This is a genomic window from Paenibacillus chondroitinus NBRC 15376, from assembly GCF_004000765.1.
GTDB classification, from domain to species: domain Bacteria; phylum Bacillota; class Bacilli; order Paenibacillales; family NBRC-103111; genus Paenibacillus_E; species Paenibacillus_E chondroitinus.
The window spans coordinates 14,145-31,740 of the sequence record NZ_BILW01000031.1 but is presented as its reverse complement, the minus strand read 5'-3'; the positions used below and the strand labels follow the sequence as shown (position 1 = coordinate 31,740).

The 17,596-nt window shown below is 46.3% G+C and carries 11 protein-coding genes; all 11 read left to right on the top strand.

Annotation, left to right across the window (positions count from 1 at the left end):
• Positions 1-6: 6 nt before the first annotated feature.
• The 11 genes from PCH02S_RS36890 to PCH02S_RS25860 all read left to right on the top strand — a co-directional run bounded on the left by PCH02S_RS36890 (position 7) and on the right by PCH02S_RS25860 (position 17,582).
• Entirely contained in the window at positions 7-3,447 is a 3,441-nt protein-coding gene (locus PCH02S_RS36890) for a dihydrodipicolinate synthase family protein (protein WP_127457005.1), read from the top strand.
• A 146-nt stretch (positions 3,448-3,593) separates the two neighbouring features.
• On the top strand, positions 3,594-5,930 hold the full coding sequence (locus tag PCH02S_RS25905; protein ID WP_127457004.1) for a helix-turn-helix transcriptional regulator: 2,337 nt from the start codon (positions 3,594-3,596) through the stop codon (positions 5,928-5,930).
• Between the two features lie 159 nt (positions 5,931-6,089).
• On the top strand, positions 6,090-7,691 hold the full coding sequence (locus PCH02S_RS25900; RefSeq protein ID WP_127457003.1) for an extracellular solute-binding protein: 1,602 nt from the start codon (positions 6,090-6,092) through the stop codon (positions 7,689-7,691).
• 23 nt (positions 7,692-7,714) lie between these two features.
• The gene (locus tag PCH02S_RS25895) at positions 7,715-8,350 is read left to right on the top strand and encodes a D-sedoheptulose-7-phosphate isomerase (RefSeq protein ID WP_127457002.1); all 636 of its coding nucleotides are present in this window, start codon (positions 7,715-7,717) and stop codon (positions 8,348-8,350) included.
• Positions 8,347-9,321 (top strand): ROK family protein, encoded by a 975-nt coding sequence (locus PCH02S_RS25890; RefSeq protein ID WP_127457001.1) that lies wholly within the window; start codon positions 8,347-8,349, stop codon positions 9,319-9,321. The genes PCH02S_RS25895 and PCH02S_RS25890 overlap by 4 nt, the downstream gene beginning before the upstream one ends.
• Entirely contained in the window at positions 9,318-11,006 is a 1,689-nt protein-coding gene (locus PCH02S_RS25885) for a ribulokinase (RefSeq protein ID WP_127457000.1), read from the top strand. The genes PCH02S_RS25890 and PCH02S_RS25885 overlap by 4 nt, the downstream gene beginning before the upstream one ends.
• Positions 11,007-11,229: 223 nt before the next feature.
• Positions 11,230-11,727, top strand: coding sequence for an NUDIX hydrolase (locus PCH02S_RS25880; protein ID WP_127456999.1), 498 nt, complete (start codon positions 11,230-11,232; stop codon positions 11,725-11,727).
• An 89-nt stretch (positions 11,728-11,816) separates the two neighbouring features.
• On the top strand, positions 11,817-13,382 hold the full coding sequence (locus PCH02S_RS25875) for a copper amine oxidase N-terminal domain-containing protein (protein WP_127456998.1): 1,566 nt from the start codon (positions 11,817-11,819) through the stop codon (positions 13,380-13,382).
• A gap of 849 nt (positions 13,383-14,231) precedes the next feature.
• A complete protein-coding gene (locus PCH02S_RS25870; RefSeq protein ID WP_127457041.1) occupies positions 14,232-15,110 on the top strand; it encodes an ABC transporter permease in 879 nt (292 codons plus the stop codon).
• Complete coding sequence (locus tag PCH02S_RS25865; protein ID WP_127456997.1) at positions 15,110-15,979, top strand: carbohydrate ABC transporter permease; 870 nt, start codon at positions 15,110-15,112, stop codon at positions 15,977-15,979. Before PCH02S_RS25870 ends, PCH02S_RS25865 begins: the two co-directional genes overlap by 1 nt.
• Before the next feature lie 58 nt (positions 15,980-16,037).
• On the top strand, positions 16,038-17,582 hold the full coding sequence (locus tag PCH02S_RS25860; RefSeq protein WP_127456996.1) for an extracellular solute-binding protein: 1,545 nt from the start codon (positions 16,038-16,040) through the stop codon (positions 17,580-17,582).
• Positions 17,583-17,596: the final 14 nt, after the last annotated feature.

The following is a 17,596-nucleotide window of genomic DNA, read 5'->3' as shown; positions in this document are numbered from 1 at the left end:
GATAACATGGCTGCCGAAACGAAGCTTCATTTAATAGGAAACGCTCATTTGGATCCGGTTTGGCTATGGCGCTGGCAAGAGGGATATGCGGAAATCAAGGCAACTTTTCGCTCTGCGTTGGATCGATTGAATGAGTATCCTGATTTTGTATTTACATGTGCTTGCGCGGCGTACTACAAATGGGTGGAAGAGAACGCCCCTGGGATGTTTGCCGAAATTAAGCTGCGTGTTGCCGAAGGAAGATGGGTTATTACAGGCGGGTGGTGGATCCAGCCGGACTGCAATTTGCCGTCGGGCGAATCGTTCGCGCGGCACAGTTTATACGGACAACGATACTTTTTGGAAAAATTCGGCGTGATGGCGCGTGTCGGATACAATGTGGATTCGTTCGGTCACCACGGCATGATGCCGCAGCTATTGAAGCTAGGCGGGATGGATTCCTACGTATTTATGCGTCCAGGTGCTCATGAGAAGACCCTGCCACATGATTTGTTTTGGTGGGAATCGGAAGATGGCAGCCGCGTGATGACGTTCAGGTTAGCCGACAGTTACGGCAATTGGGCGAGCAATGGCATGGAAGATAAGATTCGTAGTCACAGAGCTATGGCAGTTGCAGGCGGGCATGCGTTTATGTCCTTCTACGGAGTTGGCAATCATGGGGGAGGACCGACCATCCAGAATCTCGAGCTCATCCACCAGCTCCAAGAACGGCCTGACATGGATGGCATCCAGTTAAGTTCTCCGAATCGATATTTCTCAGAAATGAGGCAGTTGAATCCGGATATTCCTGTCATTAAGGATGAAATGCAGATGCATGCCGTCGGTTGTTATTCCACGCACTCGGAATCCAAAGCCGCGAACCGCAGAGTCGAGCACCAGATGCTTACGGCTGAGAAAATATCTTCTTTGGCTGCTTTGATGCGAGGTTTGCCGTATCCTATGGAAGCGCTTAATCGCGCGTGGGAAAACGTGATGTTTAATCATTTTCACGATATTATGGGCGGTTGCAGTATCAAGGAAGCTTTTGACGATGTTCGGGATTTTTACGGCGAAGCGTCGAGTATAGGAGCAAAAGCAATAAACGCCGCTTTTCAAAAGATATCTTGGTCCATCCATACGATGAAACCGGGTATAAAATCATTAAGCAAAGAGAAGGATTGGCACCTCTGGGAGCAAGATGATCTAGGGTCGCCGCTAGTGGTGTTTAACCCCTTATCGTGGGAAGTGGAGGCACCCATTGTCATGAACAAGAAAGTGGCTGGTGTGACAGATGCTGCTGGCAGTCCTCTTCCGATTCAAACGGTCAGGGCCTCGCGGACCAATACCGGTGATAAATGGGACACTCTCATCAAAGGGAAAATTCCGGCTTTTGGCTATCAAGTCTTTTGGGTTTATCGTGATAAAGCTTTTGACGTTGTACAAAGAGCGGATGCTGTCAGGGCTGAGGGATGTTTGCTGGAGAATTCTCAAGTATGCCTTGAACTCGATCCGGCTAAGGGATATATCCGTCGTTGGATTGACAAGCGGAATGGCGGCAGAGAAGTACTGGCCGGCGACGGAGCGGTGCCAATTGTCTTGGATGAAAGCCACAGCGATACCTGGGGACATGGTCTTACGCACTATCGCGATGAGCTGGGACAATTCGGAGGCGCTGAATTAAAGGTGCTGGAGCATGGACCGCTGCAAGCGACGATCAGAGTAACCAGCTATTATGGAAATTCCGTACTTCGCCAGGATATCAGCTTACAGCCTGACAGCTCTGATGTACATGTCAAGGTAAGGCTGGACTGGAGAGAACAGCATAAGATGCTGAAGCTTGCTTTCCCTGTTCATGTGGAGGAACCTAAAGCCGTGTTTGAAATTCCATATGGGTATATCGAACGTCCTGCTAATGGAAATGAGGTGCCTGGACAAATGTGGGTGAATCTTTCCGGCAGTAAGCCAGGTACATCGGACAGTACGGAGTCCGCTACATTCGGTCTTTCTCTGATCAATAATGCAAAATATGGATACGATGTGCAAGGCAATGAGTTGAGGATGACAGTGGTACGAAGTCCGATTTATGCCGATCATTTCGGCGAACGCGACGAAGAAGTGGAATTTATGGATCAAGGCGTACAGGAATTTTCGTATGTCCTTTCGCCGCATAGCGGTTCTTGGCAAAATAGCGGAGTTGTACGTAAAGCCTATGAATTGCATAATCCGCTGCTCCAAGTGTGGGAAACGTATCACGAGGGGGATTTGCCGCAGATTTCGGAGGGAATTTCCATATCGTCAGACCATGTGATTGCAGTAGCCTTTAAACCGGCCGAGGTCAGGAATGGATGGATTCTCCGCTGCCAAGAGATTTATGGAAGGGAAGTAGAGACGGAATTGAGCTTGCCTTCCTTGAATCGCAGCTGGCGGAGCACGTTTGGAAAATGTGAGATCAAAACGTTCTTCCTGCCTTCCAAGCTGCATGAGCCGATTGAGGAAGTGAATTTTATAGAAATGAAACATATGGAGGAGAGAGAGCCAATGAAGATTAACAACCCCAACGGCGTATGGCCGACAATGATCACTTTGTACAAGGAGTCAGGCGAGATAGATTTTGATGCGATGGGACGTATGGTTGAATGGTTTATTCATAACAAAGTGGACGGATTATTTGCTGTCTGCCAGTCCAGCGAAATGTTTTTCTTGAGCTTGGAAGAGCGCGTGAAGCTTGCCGCTTATGTCGTGGAGAAGGCTGCGGGAAGGGTTCCCGTCATTGCGTCGGGACACACCGCTCACTCGATTGAAGACCAAGTTCGAGAAGTGACGGCGATGTCAGAAACAGGCGTTGAGGCGGTTATCTTGATCTCGAACCGATTGGCGGACGAAGATGAGTCGGATGAAGTGTGGAAGGATAATGCTCAGAAGCTGATCGAACAACTGCCGGAGCATATTGCGCTTGGGATCTATGAATGTCCATTTCCTTATAAGCGGCTATTAACGCCATCGACATTGAAGTGGTGTGCAGATACCGGAAGGTTTTTCTTCTTAAAGGATACTTCATGCGATGTGGAGATGATCAAAGAAAAGCTGGAAGTGATCAAAGGAACTTCATTAAAACTATTCAATGCCAATACCGCTACGCTCTTGGAAACATTGAAGCTGGGCGTTGACGGTTACAGCGGGGTTATGGCCAACTTTCATCCGGATCTATATGCTTGGCTTCTGCAGCATTGGAAGGAGCAGCCTGAAGAAGCGTTGCATTTGAGCGACTTGCTGAGTGTAGCTTCATTTATTGAGCGGCAGTTATATCCGATTAACGCGAAATATTATCAAATGAAGGAAGGCATTAGTTCGAATTATCACTCGCGCGCGAGAAATCATGACGAGTTCACAGCCACGAATAAACTCGAAGTGGATGAGTTATACCGTCTCTCCAAGAAGTTATCGCAGCAATTTTCATTCCAGCATTAACACATAAGCAGGAAGCACACTATCGTGCTTCCTGCTTATCCTTTTATTTTCCTTTTAGAAGAAGGATTCATGTAGAAAGATTAGAATAATAGTATTTGTAACCGCTTACTATTAAAGGTAGAGCATTCATAATGGGGGAGTAAAACTTGAATTGGAGACACTTGCAGCAAACGTTGAATAAAAATAGATTGTTTTTTAAGATCCTGCTTTATTTCCTTTCTTTGCTGATCCCGATTGTCATCCTCGGAGTCATCGCCTATTTGAATGCGGATCAATTAATTAAGAAGGATGCCTCCGGAAAGCTTACGGACAATTTGGTTGCCTCCTCCAAAACCATTGATATCTATTTAGGCATGGCACAGTCAACCAACAACAGCTTGCTGCTCAGTGATACCATTCAACAATATTTACGACCGTATCCATTACTAACGGATGAAGAGAAAATTAAGTTGCCTTCGATTGTGAGATCCATTGCGGGGAATCGCAATACAATAAGCCACTTTGTCGACAATATCTTTCTATTTGTGGATGATCAGCGTGTTTATTTTAGTGACGGCATGGTTGACTTCGATGTTTTCTTTGACACTTTCTACAAATTTGATGGTTACAATAAAGATTTCTGGCGACAACAATTACACGAAAGCAGCCTGTTCGAATTGCTAACGCCAACGAGAGTGGCGAACCCGAATATGAATACGAATCGTGATGTCATTCCGAGTGTTACGACCCAATATTTGAATGGTCATTTGGCAACGATGGTGACGACTATTTCTATCCCTACAATCGCAGCCACGCTGCAAAACAACTCCATTTTCTCGACTACCCAATATATCGTTATGGATAAAGATAATCAGATCATTTTACAAAGCAGCGGTTTGGATGAAAAGGGTGTGGAGCAAGTTGTTGCTCGTTTTTCAAAGGAAAAAGCAAGTAACGGAGCGCTCAACATCGGCCAAGAGCAGAATTGGATTGTTCAAACGACCTCCGAATATGGATGGAAGTATTATTCGATTACACCGGTGAGCTCTTTTAACCAGGAGTCTTCGAGCATTTTTAGCTTGATCATCTGGATTTGTATCAGTTTAATCATCATTGGCATTGCTTTTTCTGCCATATTCAGCGTTCGGCTGTATAACCCGATCAAAAATATCAGAGATATTTTACAAAAAACGGAACGAATTGAGGAAGGCAACCAAGAAACCCCACGCAGCGGCGAACTTCAACGGATAGGGAATAGCGTCAGCCAATTGGTCCAGCAGCATAAGGATGCGAATATGAAAATTCATACCTTCTCAGAGGAAATTCTTGAGCAGTTTTTCACGAATTTAATTAAAGGAGTTCGAGGCGGACAGCCGTATGCGGTTAACCAGATTCTAAAAGAAATTGATTTTCATACAGGTACCTATCTATGCTGCTGCTTTGTGTTTATGTTCAGGGATCAATTCTATCATGACATTCTGGAGGCGGACCGCTTATTAATTTTTGAGAAGATGAAGAACGTGCTGTGGGGCATTATGAAAAAGTATGTGAATTGTTATTTGGTGGAATATGAGCCCTACTTGTATGTTTGCATGGTCAATTTGAAGAGCGAGGCAGATCGTGAACAACTTGAACAAGCTCTAGAGATGATTAAAATGACCTTTGCTTACGACACCATGTACTGTGAATTAGTTATTGGTTTAGGAAAAAGATACGACAAGATTGAGGACTATTCCAAATCTTATAGTGATGCTATTACGGCCATAGATAAGCGGACAGATTCATCCAAGACGGTCATCGTCGATGCAGCGCATTTGGATATCGACCAGAACTACTATTATTCTTTCCTGGATGAGACCAAAATCGTCAATAAGCTGAAATCAGGCGATCGGGATGGCTTACGGGGAGAGCTGGAAGGAATAATTGCTTTGAATAAAGCGAGAGGGGTTTCTTATCACTTTCTTGGAGCTTTGCTCGTGGAGTTTTTCCATACAGGCAATCGTTATTTGACTGAAAAAGGACTTCGTATGCATGACTTTCTTGAGGCTAACGAGCATGATTTTTTAAGCCAAAAGGAGCTATTGCCGACAGAGTTTGATGCAAGGTTGAAAATGATTTTTGAGTTTTACGATAAGATGATCACCGAAACGTTGTATAAACCCGAAAGCAAATCAGGTACGGTCGTATCGCTTATTACGGCTTATATTGAGAAGCATTATGAAAAGGATTTATATTTGGAGGTCATTGCAAACGAAATAGGTCTGTCCGCCAAGTATGTTTCCAGGATGTTCAAAGAGACGACAGGGACGAACATTTCGGACTATATCAGCCTGATTCGGATTGCTAAAGCGAAAGAACTGTTAGCCGATACGGATATAAAGATTAGTGATATTGCAGATCAGATCGGCATTTTCAGCCGCACAACCTTCTTGCGTTTATTCAAAAAACATGAGGGCATTTCACCCAATGAATATCGGCAGATACACGGCGGAAAGCAGAAATAGCCTGGAAATGGACGATTCAGGCAAGGTAGAAGAATGAATCATGGAGACTCAAGTGGAAGAATGGTTCATCGTAGGCTGATTTGGTTCTTTTAAAGCGAGGCAAGTCGCTTATACAATAAAAATGGCCAGAAGTAATCCAGGTTATTGAGGGGGACCACCATGGATTTCAGAAACAGGAGATTGGTAACTGCCTGCTGTTCGCTGGTTGTAGTAGGGAGTTTAGCAGCGGGGTGTGATCACATACCAAATCGTACAGTCAAGCCATCGGCGAGAGTAAGCTCTTCACCGTCGGACAATCCGATGACGCTTTCTTGGATGAGATACGAGCATTCTTCTCAAGCGTTAGATGCAAATTCGGTCGTTGTTCAAGAAATTCAAAAAAGAAAAAACGTCAAGATTGCCTTACAAAGCGTTCCACAAAGTAACTATGAGGACAAAAAGAAAACTTTAATGGCTACAAATTCGATTCCCGATGTCATGATGGTCAATCAAAATGATCTTACGGATTTTGCGGATACCCGCATTTTTCTGGATCTCACTCCGTATTTGGATAAAATGCCGAATTTCCATAAGCTCATCGCGCAAAAGCCGGAAATCAATAAAACGAAAGTGGATGGCAAGCTGTACGGTTTCCCTTTAGTAACGAAATGGAGCGTTCAATCTGGTCTGCTGCCGATGATGCGCACAGATTTGTTAGCGAAACTTCATTTAAAAGCGCCAACGACGTACGAAGAGCTATATCAGGTACTCAAGAAGTTTAAAGAAGCTTATCCAGCGTCTTATCCTTTTACGAGTAGAGCGGCGAATGGTAAAACAGGAACCGAAAATTTGATCAATCCTATTGCTTTCGGCTTTGGAAGTGGCTATACGAATATTACGGGTACTAAAATTTACTATGAACCGCTGACGCAGCAATATAAATTTGGTCCTTTTGCCCCTGAATTCAAAGAGGCTATCGCCTATCTTCATAAACTTTACAAAGAAAAACTCCTCGATCCTGATTATGCTGTAGCCACCTCACAAATTTGGCAGGAGAAATTAAGCTCAGGCAAATCGTTCTTTTTTCAAGATAATAATGGATTCGGAGCAAATTTTAATAAAGCACTTCAGGCGAAAGAACCTGAAGCCAGGTTTGAATTGTTACCTGCATTGGCGAGTGATAAAGGAGTTAAACGCAATACGATTTATCAACTTGATCACCTTGGTGAAATGTACGCAATAAGCGCTAAGGTGAAGAATCCGGAAGAAGTGATTAAGCTCATAGACTGGATGTATGGGGAAGAGGGGACGAATCTAACCAGTTTCGGAGTTGAAAATGTGGATTACACGCTGGTTGGCGGCGAATATCAGATATCGGATGCTACAAAGCTGAAGTTCAAAGATAAACAAGATCCCTTTCGCTCGATGCAATCAGCCCTTGGTACCGGCTATCTTGGCTTAGCGTTTCAATCTGACGACCATCCAATCCTGTTATCTTCTGCACCGGAACTAATTAAGTGGTCTGAGAAAGCAACCCAGGATCTGGCTGACGGGGTGAATTACCGGGAGATCAATGATCCTCCATTTAATAAACAGGAACGAGATCGGCTTAAACAGCTCCGCACACAATTGGATGCCTATTTAACTCAAAATATGGACAAATTCATTGTCAGTGAAGGGGCATTAAACGATTGGGATACTTTTATCAAGCAATGTAAAGCCAAAGGGGCTACCGAGATTGAAACGATTTACAATACGGCACTTGCACGAGTAATAAAGTAACTTGATTAAGGGGGTACTACGGAATGAACGCTATTTTGAGTTCAATGACGACACGTTATCCAGAATTAATAGGCTGTTTACCAGATATTGAATTGGGGTTTGAGCTGCTAAACCATTCGTTTCATCAAGGAAACAAGCTGTTATTATGTGGTAATGGTGGAAGTGCCGCAGATTGTGAGCATGTTGTAGGCGAACTGATGAAGGGATTTATCTCCAAAAGGCCTTTATCCGCATCCGTAAGCGATCGCTTTGAACGTGAATTTCCGGGAGAAGGGTTGGATCTTGCTGTTAGGCTCCAAGGGGCGCTGCCGGCGATCTCACTCGTAAGTCACTCAGCTTTGATAAGTGCTTATGCCAATGATGTTGATCCAGAAATGATTTTTGCCCAGCAAGTGTATGGTTACGGCCGTTCAGGGGATGTATTGATTGCATTCAGTACATCAGGCAACTCCACGAATATCCTTCGGGCTCTGCAGGTTGCCAAGGTGCAAGGGTTGAAAACCATTGGTTTCACGGGGGATAGCGGCGGTAAATTGAAGTCTCTATGTGATGTGACGATATGTGTGCCTTGGGAGAAAACCCTCGACATTCAAGAGAGGCATCTGCCTATCTATCATGCGTTATGCCTGATGTTGGAGGAGGCGTTTTTCCCAAAATGACCCTTGTTGCTGCAGTCGATATTGGTGGAACAAAGTGCGCAGTGAGTTTGGCCATTGTAGAAAAGGATAACGTCGTATTCCTGGATAAAATAAGCTTTTCGACCCCATCCGGGCCGGAGATGGCGATTGGTGAAATCTGCTCATCTCTTGATACGATGTTTATGCGTTATCCAGATCGGACACCTGAAGCCATAGGTATCAGTTGTGGAGGTCCGCTTAACAGTCAAGCGGGTCTCATTCTCTCGCCTCCGAATCTTCCCGGCTGGGATCATGTTGATGTCGTATCTCCTCTGCATGTACGTTACGGTGTTCCAGTCGGATTACAGAATGATGCGAATGCTTGCGCCTTAGCCGAATGGCGTTTTGGAGCGGGAAAAGGCTGTCGCCATATGATCTTCCTTACTTTCGGTACAGGAATGGGAGCGGGACTGATCCTTAACGGGCAGCTTTATGTAGGTAAGAATGATATGGCAGGTGAAGTAGGGCATGTTCGTTTGGACGCCGATGGCCCCTGGGGATATGGCAAGGCGGGTTCATTTGAGGGCTTCTGCAGTGGCGGCGGTATAGCGAAGCTTGCTCGCAAGATGTCGCTTCAAGCCATTCAGGAGGGCAAACCACCTTCTTATTGCCAAACAATGAACGATCTGAGCAGCTTGACGGCGGAAACGGTAGGAAAGGCTGCGGAAGCAGGGGATTCCATGGCGATTGACGTGTATGAGACGGTAGGCCGCCGCTTGGGGCAAGGGATTGCTATGTTAATTGATGTGCTTAATCCGGAGAAAATTGTAATTGGCAGTATCTATGGACGGCAGCACAAGCTGCTGGAGCCCCTGGTAATGGCAACATTGAGGCAGGAGGCGCTATCGTTCTCCTTAGATGTTTGCGAGATCGTGCCTGCCGGGTTGGGGGAACAGGTTGGGGATTATGCAGGTGTATCTGTTGCTATGGAAATGTTGAGGGGGCAAGCATGATGCAAATTGGGGGCAAAAAGTACGCGATTGGCGTCGATTATGGCACGGAAAGCGGCCGGGCAGTGTTGGTGGATGTGCAGACCGGTGAGGAAATAGCAGCACATATAACGGTTTATGCACACGGTGTAATCGATCGTCAGCTGCCGGGTTCGGAAGTGATGCTTGCTAAGGATTGGGCTCTGCAGCATCCAGGGGATTATCTGGATGTGCTTCGCCAATCGGTCCCTGCAGTGCTTCAGCAGGCGGAAATTCCGCCGGAGTCTGTGATCGGCATCGGTATTGACTTCACCGCTTGCACGGTGCTGCCCGTGAATGCGGATGGCGTTCCATTATGCTTCTTCGAGGAGTATCGGAACGATCCGCACAGCTGGACCAAGCTTTGGAAGCATCATGCGGCGGCCCCGCAGGCGGAGCGTATAAACCATTTGGCCAAAGAGAGGGGCGAGGATTTCCTTCCCCGTTACGGCGGCAGCATCTCTTCGGAATGGCTTCTGCCCAAGCTGCTGGAGACAGCCGAACAGTCACCGGCTGTATTCGAAGCGGCGGATCGTTTCGTGGAGGCGGCGGACTGGGTCGTCTGGCAGCTTTGCGGGGAGCTGGCCAGGAGCAGCTGCTGTGCAGGCTACAAGGGAATCTGGCACAAGCTGGAAGGTTACCCGTCCACGGAGTTCCTGAAGCAACTAGATCCGCGGTTTGAAAGTTTGTACCAAACCAAGCTGGCTGGCGCCGTAGTGTCCGTTGGTTCCCGTGCTGGGGGATTGGAATCGCGGATGGCCAAAGAGCTTGGCTTGCTACCAGGTACAGCTATTTCCACTGCCATCATTGATGCACATGCCGCCGTACTCGGCTGTGGTGTCACTGAGCCAGGCAGTATGGTTCTAGCTATGGGAACTTCACTCTGCCACATGGTTCTCGGCGACGAAGAACATCTCATTCAAGGGGTTAACGGTGTGGTAGAAGACGGCATAGTGCCAGGCATGTTCGGCTATGAAGCGGGTCAGCCGGCTGTTGGCGACATGTTCGCATGGTTCGTCAACACATCGGTATCCGAAGAGATAACGCGTCAAGCTTCCGCCGACGGAATAGGCGTTCATAACTGGTTGGAGCGTGAAGCGGGTAAGTTAAGTCCAGGTCAGTCCGGTCTGCTCGCGCTCGATTGGTGGAACGGAGGGCGTTCGCCCATCCTGGACGAAGCGTTATCCGGACTGCTTGTCGGGCTGACGTTGAGTACAACGCACGCTGAGATCTATCGCGCGTTGCTGGAGTCGGCAGCTTTCGGTACAAGACGGATTATCGAAACCTTTGAAGAGAGCGGAGTGCAGATAGAGTCTCTTTATGCGTGCGGCGGACTTCCGCAAAAAAATAAGCTGCTGATGCACATTTTTGCCGATGTTCTGGGGTTGGACATCAAGGTGGCGAAGTCGTCCCAACCTGTAGCTCTTGGCGCAGCTATCTGCGGAGCGGCTGCAGCGGGCAGCGATGCAGGCGGCTACGACAGCCTGAGTGACGGTATTCGGGCGATGGGGCAAACGAAGGAGCAGTCCATCCGTCCGAATCGTGAGCACAAGGCTGCTTACGACAGGTTATACGCCCAGTATCGTGCGATGCATGAGGCGTTCGGAGTACCTTCCGGCTCAGTGGGGAAGGTAATGCGTGAGTTGAAGCGCATGCGAAGCGGGGGTTAGAACGTTTTGGAATGGCCTGACGGCTAAAATGTACTCGGCCTGTGAATCTGCGTGTTCTTTTGGAACTGTGGGTGACAGGCTTTTTGTGGTGGCATTTTCCTGTTAATGGATGAGGATCCATAAAAGTGAGGCTGTCAAAGGTGATTTGTGATGCGAAGGAATTATTAGGGAAATCTAGAAACTAGTATGGAAGAAAAAGAAAAGAAAGGTGCTGTGATGGCGGATGTTCTTCGTTAATTCTCGTGCGATCATTGAAAGAATGCAAGACGGAACAATCGAAATTGTCGTTCAGACAAGAAATAAACCTGGTGAACCTCAACGAATTGAACTACCTGGTGGGAGAATAGAGCAATACGAATCGTTAATAGCAGCGCTTATTAGAGAAGTAAAGGAAGAGACTGGTCTTGATGTTGTAGAAATTGAAGGTGAGGATACAAAAATTGATACCGTTGGTATCGATCCGAGTTTTGAAGTGGAATGTGTAAAACCCTTCGGGGCTTATCAGACCCTGAACGGCCCTTTTGATTCGGTTGGCGTCTACTTCCGTTGTAAAGTGCAAGGGGAGTTAGTGCAATCAGGTGATGAAACTAAGAACCCGAGATGGATTGCTGTAGATGAATTAAGACAACTAATGAAGGATGATCCCCATCAATTTTCCAGTGTAGACAGAGCGGGAGTTATGTTTTATTTGAAGTATTTGGAAAAACAGAGACGGGCGTAATAAAAGACTTTGTAATCTATTGTCTTTTTACTAGATTCAATAGATAATTATGGTAATTTATTGGATGTGGAATTTGGGGGAAGAACAACATGCTGATCTACTTGCGAAAAATGATTTTGATTGCTTTAATTTCTGTAGTTGCTTGGAACTATGGCACTTTAACGACTATGGCATCGGTATCGAATGACAAAACCGTCATCAAGCTTAAATTAGATGACACCCAAGCTTCAGTTAACGGCAAGTCGATTGCACTTGGAATGGCTCCTCACTTGCTGAATAACACGACAATGGTTCCGCTGAGAATTGTAACGGAGGCTTTAGGCGCCGAGGTTATATGGGATGGAAACACGCAGAGTGTGCAATTAACGCTTGCTTCACAACACATTATCATGAAAATCGGAAGCACATCAGCAAAAGTTAATGATGCTTCTATCAATTTGGAACAACCGCCAGTCATTGAAAATGATACGACATTAGTGCCAATTCGGTTTATTGCAGAAAATTTCCATCAGACCGTTTCTTTTGACGATCAAGCTCATGAGATTAGTATTATGAGCGTACCCGCGGTGTCGACAATCCCAGATAACGTAAAGCCAACTGCAGAGCGTCTGGGAAAGCCGACAGTAGATAATTTGACGAACGAAACTATTGTAAGAATTCCTCAATTCGTTAATCACTCTAAATATTCATTTAGTGGGGCTTATTCAGAAGGCGTAGTTATGACCACAGATGGTAAAAACAACTTGTACTTTTTAGCTGAAAGTTCCCCGCAAGATTTTACCGTAAAGAAAATGACTTTAAGTAAAGGCAATGAATTAGAAACAGAATTGTTGTTAACTTTTAGTAAAGAAGATTTCAATTTTAAATATAAGGATGCTCAGGGGTTGTCGCAGAATTTTCGATATGATGAATTCATTCCAAACTCTTTATATTACGATCGGAATTCGGATAAAATCTTTGTTATGGGAAACGATCTTCTCCAAGAAATAACAGTATCTTATCAAGTTTATCCAAGTGTGAAACTGATTGCCTACGATAGTTCTAGCAAATTGAGAAGCAAGTTTGATTTCATTCAGCCGTCAGATGATGGACAGACCTATTATATTAGCAGCTCGCTCAAAGGTATTATCTATACAGCACATGAAGGAGAAGCTCTGTCAAATCATACTAGTGTTGATGGTATACGTACGCACCACCTAACTTCACTTATGGATAAAGGTCAGTTGTATGTGCTTGATCAGGAAAACAAAACGATCCAATTGGTAACTCCTGGTGTAGGAGCGAGCAGTGTGGCAACCCTTAATGTAGACAATATTAAAACCGCAATAGCGCATGAAGGTAATTTCTACTTAGTGGCGGGTAATAAATTCTACCGTGTTGATGTGAAAGGGAAACTGGAAGAGTACGCTAATTTAGATGATGCCGTGTTCCATAAGGGTGTATATAACTTCAAGACCGATACGTTTGACCCTACGCCAACTCCGTATTATATTTCTCTTCCTACTCGTACTGAAGATATTGATTTGGAGAGATTTGAGCCCAATCGGATCGTAATTGGCCTTGCGCCGCAAAGATTTATTATCGATCCAAAAGGTAACATTATCATTTATGATGATATTTATAAGATTCTCAGAAAAATTAATGTGTTTAAGTAAAGGTTTCAAGGTGATAGGAAAATAGAATCAGCGTAAACTCAAAAACAAAAGCTGCCGGAATCATCCGGCGGCTTTTGTTTTTGGTTATGGAGTAAGCGAAGCTTCCCTGCACACCAACCCATGCCCCCAGCGAGGGGGAACTACAGGGCGTTATTTCATCAAAATAAACTCATTTTCGAGCGGAGGGGAACTGTGGTCCGCTATTTGTCCGTTTTCTTAAAGAAAACGGGATTAGGTAATCAAATAATGCCCTGTAGTTCCGCTCAAACGCGGAAACGGGCTGAATTTGCTAGATTAGCGCCCTGTAGTTCCTCAAGGATGCATCGTTGACCAACTTAACGCTAGTATGAGGTTACCCCCCCATCGCCAAATGTCTCAGTGACGCTGAATTTTTAGCGGCGCTGGGTTTTCTCCACCCCCAAAATTCGCTCCTACTAGGCTCTTAACAAGCTAAACGACGGAGGAGAAATGAACTCCTCCAAGGGTCCCTTCCTCCCAGCAAACCTACAGGGAGCTATTTCATAGAAATAGCTCCTTTTTCACGTGTTAGCAGGATTCGTTAGCAATGAACCGATGCTCCAAAGGATGCACAATTCGTCGAATTGAGACATTTTTGCACTAACACTTTCTTGCTCTCGCTCTCAAATCCTGGAAAAATGTGCAAATCGCGGATCGGTTCATCCCATAGAGGATTGAACGATTGTCATGGCATCTCCCCAGCGGGTAAGATTGCGGTACTAGACGTGAAGGAGGCTTGCGACAGTGGCAAAGTTGTATACGGAGGCTAAGCCCGGAATCACGCACAGAGATGTCAATGCGAAGTTAGCGCAAAATCGATATCTCCTAAATATGCGAAAGCATTGGATGCTTTATCTCATGATCATCCCCGGGCTCGTGTATTACCTTATTTTTAAATACGTGCCGCTCATGGGAAGTGTCATCGCCTTTCAGAATTATCAAATTTTCAAAGGCATGCTGGGAAGTTCTTGGGTAGGATGGGATAATTTCAAATTCATCTTCACGTATCAAGATTTCTATCATGTTTTAAGAAACACGGCGACGATCGCCACGTATCACCTCGTGTTCGGATTTCCTGCACCGATTATTCTAGCGCTTCTATTCAATGAAGTGAGGCTGATGCTGTTCAAACGGGTCGTACAAAGCATGTTCTATCTTCCGCACTTCTTATCGTGGGTCGTTGTCGGAGGCATCGTCTTTGAACTATTGTCCACGCAAGGCGTAGCGAACTTGGTCCGGGGATGGTTCGGTTTCGAGCCGATTTTGTTTATGCAGCAGCAGAGTTATTTCCGTACGATTGTCGTCTTGTCGGGCATTTGGAAGGAAGTCGGATGGGGCACGATTATTTACCTTGCCGCAATTGCCGGTATCAATCCGAACCTGTATGAGGCGGCCGTGATGGACGGGGCGAACCGCTGGAAGCAGACGCTTCATATTACGCTGCCGGTCCTGTTTCCTACGATTCTGGTGTTATTTCTACTGAACATCGGCAATTTCCTTGAGCTTGGTTTTGACCAGATTTATAACCTATTAACGCCTATGACGTATTCCGTGGGTGATATTATTGAGACTTACGTATATCGGGCAGGGGTTCTGCAGGGTCAGTACAGTGTTACGACAGCGATTGGATTATTCCAGTCCGTCATTGGTTTCGCGCTGCTGTGGATTTTTAACCGAATGGCCAGAAAGACAGAACAGGGGTTGTGGTGATGAAACAGACGTATGGAGAAAAGGTTTTTCAAGTAGTCAACTATTTGTTCCTGGCCGCAGCGGCAGGCACGATGTTGATGCCGCTTGTCCATCTGTTGGCGGTCTCGCTCAGTTCACCCCTTGCGGCGGATTCGAAAACAGTGTTCTTGCTACCGGTAGAATTTACCTGGGCATCGTGGGGGCATATCCTGCAAAATAAGGGATTATGGAGCGCATTTGGCGTAACGCTATACATCACGATTGTTGGGACACTGCTGAGCATGCTGTTCTCCGTATTGACAGCGTTTCCGCTGTCCCGCAAGGAATTTCTCATTCGCAAGCCGTTTATGCTGGCTGTGATCATTACGATGATTTTTAATGCGCCGATGATCCCCTTTTTCCTGACCGTTCGGGAGCTGGGCATGATGAATTCCCTGTGGTCGCTTATTTTGCCAGGATTAATTGGAACGTTTAACATGATTATTATTCGAACGTTTTTTATGGGGATCCCGGCGGAGCTCGATGATTCAGCGCGAATGGATGGCTGCACCGATGCAGGTATTTTGTTCCGGATCTATCTGCCTTTATCCAAGCCGGTGCTTGCGACGGTTAGTTTGTTTTATGCCGTCGGGTATTGGAATACTTTCCAGAGAGCCGTGCTGTTCATCCGTGATCCCAACAAATGGCCGCTGCAAATGAAGCTGCGCGCTTACTTGCAGTCACCGGAGGAACTGGCTGCTGTGAATCTGTTCCTTGGCGATTACGATTTCAATACGACAACATTGAAAGCGGCAACAATACTGTTCGCAACAGTGCCGATTATTTTAGTATACCCGTACTTGCAGAAGTATTTTGTAAAGGGTTCCATGCTAGGCTCGCTGAAAGAGTAAAGACCGCAATACGGCTGGCTTTATCATATGATGTGCTATAAAAAGGGAGGATACATGCATGAAGAAACGTTTATTCGGGAAAAAGGGAGCGATTACGGCGGCGGCTTCGCTGCTTGCAGTTACAGTCCTTGCGGGTTGTGCGCAAACCGGTGACAAAACCCCAGTCGCGGAAGGCGCCGCCCAGAACGGCAAGCTTGTACAGGTAAAGGTGTTCAAAAGTCATATGGGCGTAGGCACCATTCCGGATGCGAATAACGCGCACGTCAAATATGTAGCTGAGAAAACGGGTGTAGAATATCAACTGACGACCACACCTCCGGGCTCAGAACCGACAGAGTTTCTCAATCTGATGATTGCTTCGAACGATTTGCCGGACATCCTTCGTCCGATTGGCGGCATTGAGCAGACGTTGATCAAACAAGGCGGAGCGCTGCCATTGGAAGATCTTCTTCCAAAGTACGCACCTAATGTATGGAAAAACATTCCCAAGGAGGCGTGGGATGTCGTTCGTTCGGCCTCGTCCGATGGCCATATTTATTATGTGCCGAAGGTGTTTCTCGTCCCTGAACGTGCACCGATGATTCGTAAGGATTGGCTGGATAAGGTCGGATTGCCTATGCCGAAGACAGCAGCTGATTATAAGGAAGTACTGAAGGCCTTCCGCGACAAGGATCCAAACGGCAACGGTTTAAAAGACGAGCTGCCGACCTCAGGCCGGGAATTCGGCAAATGGATGGATCACCTGTTTGGCATGTACGGTGTCGCCATGTGGGAGGGGAGTCCGGAGTGGGACCTGTATGACGGCAAAATTCAGTATGCGGGCGTTACCCCTAACATGAAGGCCGCTATCGGATATATCCGCGAGTTGTATGCAGAGAAGCTGCTCGATAACGAGACATTCCTTAACAAAGGGGACGTATGGCAGGCCAAAATCAACAATAATCTGGTTGGCAGCTGGTACCACCTCCCGGCAAGTGTGCGCGATCGCTATACAGCGATGCTGAAGGGGGCTCCTGATGCTTATATCGTTGGCATGCCCGTGCCTAAAGTAGACGGTTTCCAAGGTTTTGTTACGATGAAAACGATGGGGGAGCCGGAATGGATCATTCCTGCAGCAGCAAAAAACAAAGCCGAAGCATCCCTGAAGCTGCTCGACTTCTTCTATGATACAAACAACGATGAGTTCATCCGGTTTGGGATTGAAGGACTTCAACATCAAGTCGTGAATGGCAAAAAGGTTCTGCTGCCACCAGAGGACAGCCGCCCTCTTGCTCTCGGCATGCGTAACCTGACGACCAAAGAAGATATGGATATCCGGATCAAGGAAACCATTCCAGAGAATATGCAGAAGATGGTGCAGGATATTTTCACCGTCAATACAGCGGATGCCCGACGAATCGCAGGAGACGGACTGCCCAACACGGTATACGAAGGTTTCCCGGATATTCAATCGCATAAGCTTTTCCAAGAATATTTGACCAAAATTGTGATCGGTGAATGGCCGATGGCGAAATTCGATGAGTTTGTGGATCGTTGGAACAAATCGGGAGGCGACAAGGTCACGCAGCGCGCCCAAGAATGGTACGCAAAAGTGAAGAAGTAACAACGTATCCGGCG

What these genes read in the sequence shown, in the direction of transcription:
- PCH02S_RS36890 (WP_127457005.1), top strand. Translation starts at nt 7, where the DNA reads ATGGCTGCCGAAACGAAGCTTCATTTAATAGGAAACGCTCATTTGGAT.
- PCH02S_RS25900 (WP_127457003.1), top strand. Translation starts at nt 6,090, where the DNA reads ATGGATTTCAGAAACAGGAGATTGGTAACTGCCTGCTGTTCGCTGGTT.
- PCH02S_RS25895 (WP_127457002.1), top strand. Translation starts at nt 7,715, where the DNA reads ATGAACGCTATTTTGAGTTCAATGACGACACGTTATCCAGAATTAATA.
- PCH02S_RS25890 (WP_127457001.1), top strand. Translation starts at nt 8,347, where the DNA reads ATGACCCTTGTTGCTGCAGTCGATATTGGTGGAACAAAGTGCGCAGTG.
- PCH02S_RS25885 (WP_127457000.1), top strand. Translation starts at nt 9,318, where the DNA reads ATGATGCAAATTGGGGGCAAAAAGTACGCGATTGGCGTCGATTATGGC.
- PCH02S_RS25880 (WP_127456999.1), top strand. Translation starts at nt 11,230, where the DNA reads ATGTTCTTCGTTAATTCTCGTGCGATCATTGAAAGAATGCAAGACGGA.
- PCH02S_RS25875 (WP_127456998.1), top strand. Translation starts at nt 11,817, where the DNA reads ATGCTGATCTACTTGCGAAAAATGATTTTGATTGCTTTAATTTCTGTA.
- PCH02S_RS25870 (WP_127457041.1), top strand. Translation starts at nt 14,232, where the DNA reads ATGCGAAAGCATTGGATGCTTTATCTCATGATCATCCCCGGGCTCGTG.
- PCH02S_RS25865 (WP_127456997.1), top strand. Translation starts at nt 15,110, where the DNA reads ATGAAACAGACGTATGGAGAAAAGGTTTTTCAAGTAGTCAACTATTTG.
- PCH02S_RS25860 (WP_127456996.1), top strand. Translation starts at nt 16,038, where the DNA reads ATGAAGAAACGTTTATTCGGGAAAAAGGGAGCGATTACGGCGGCGGCT.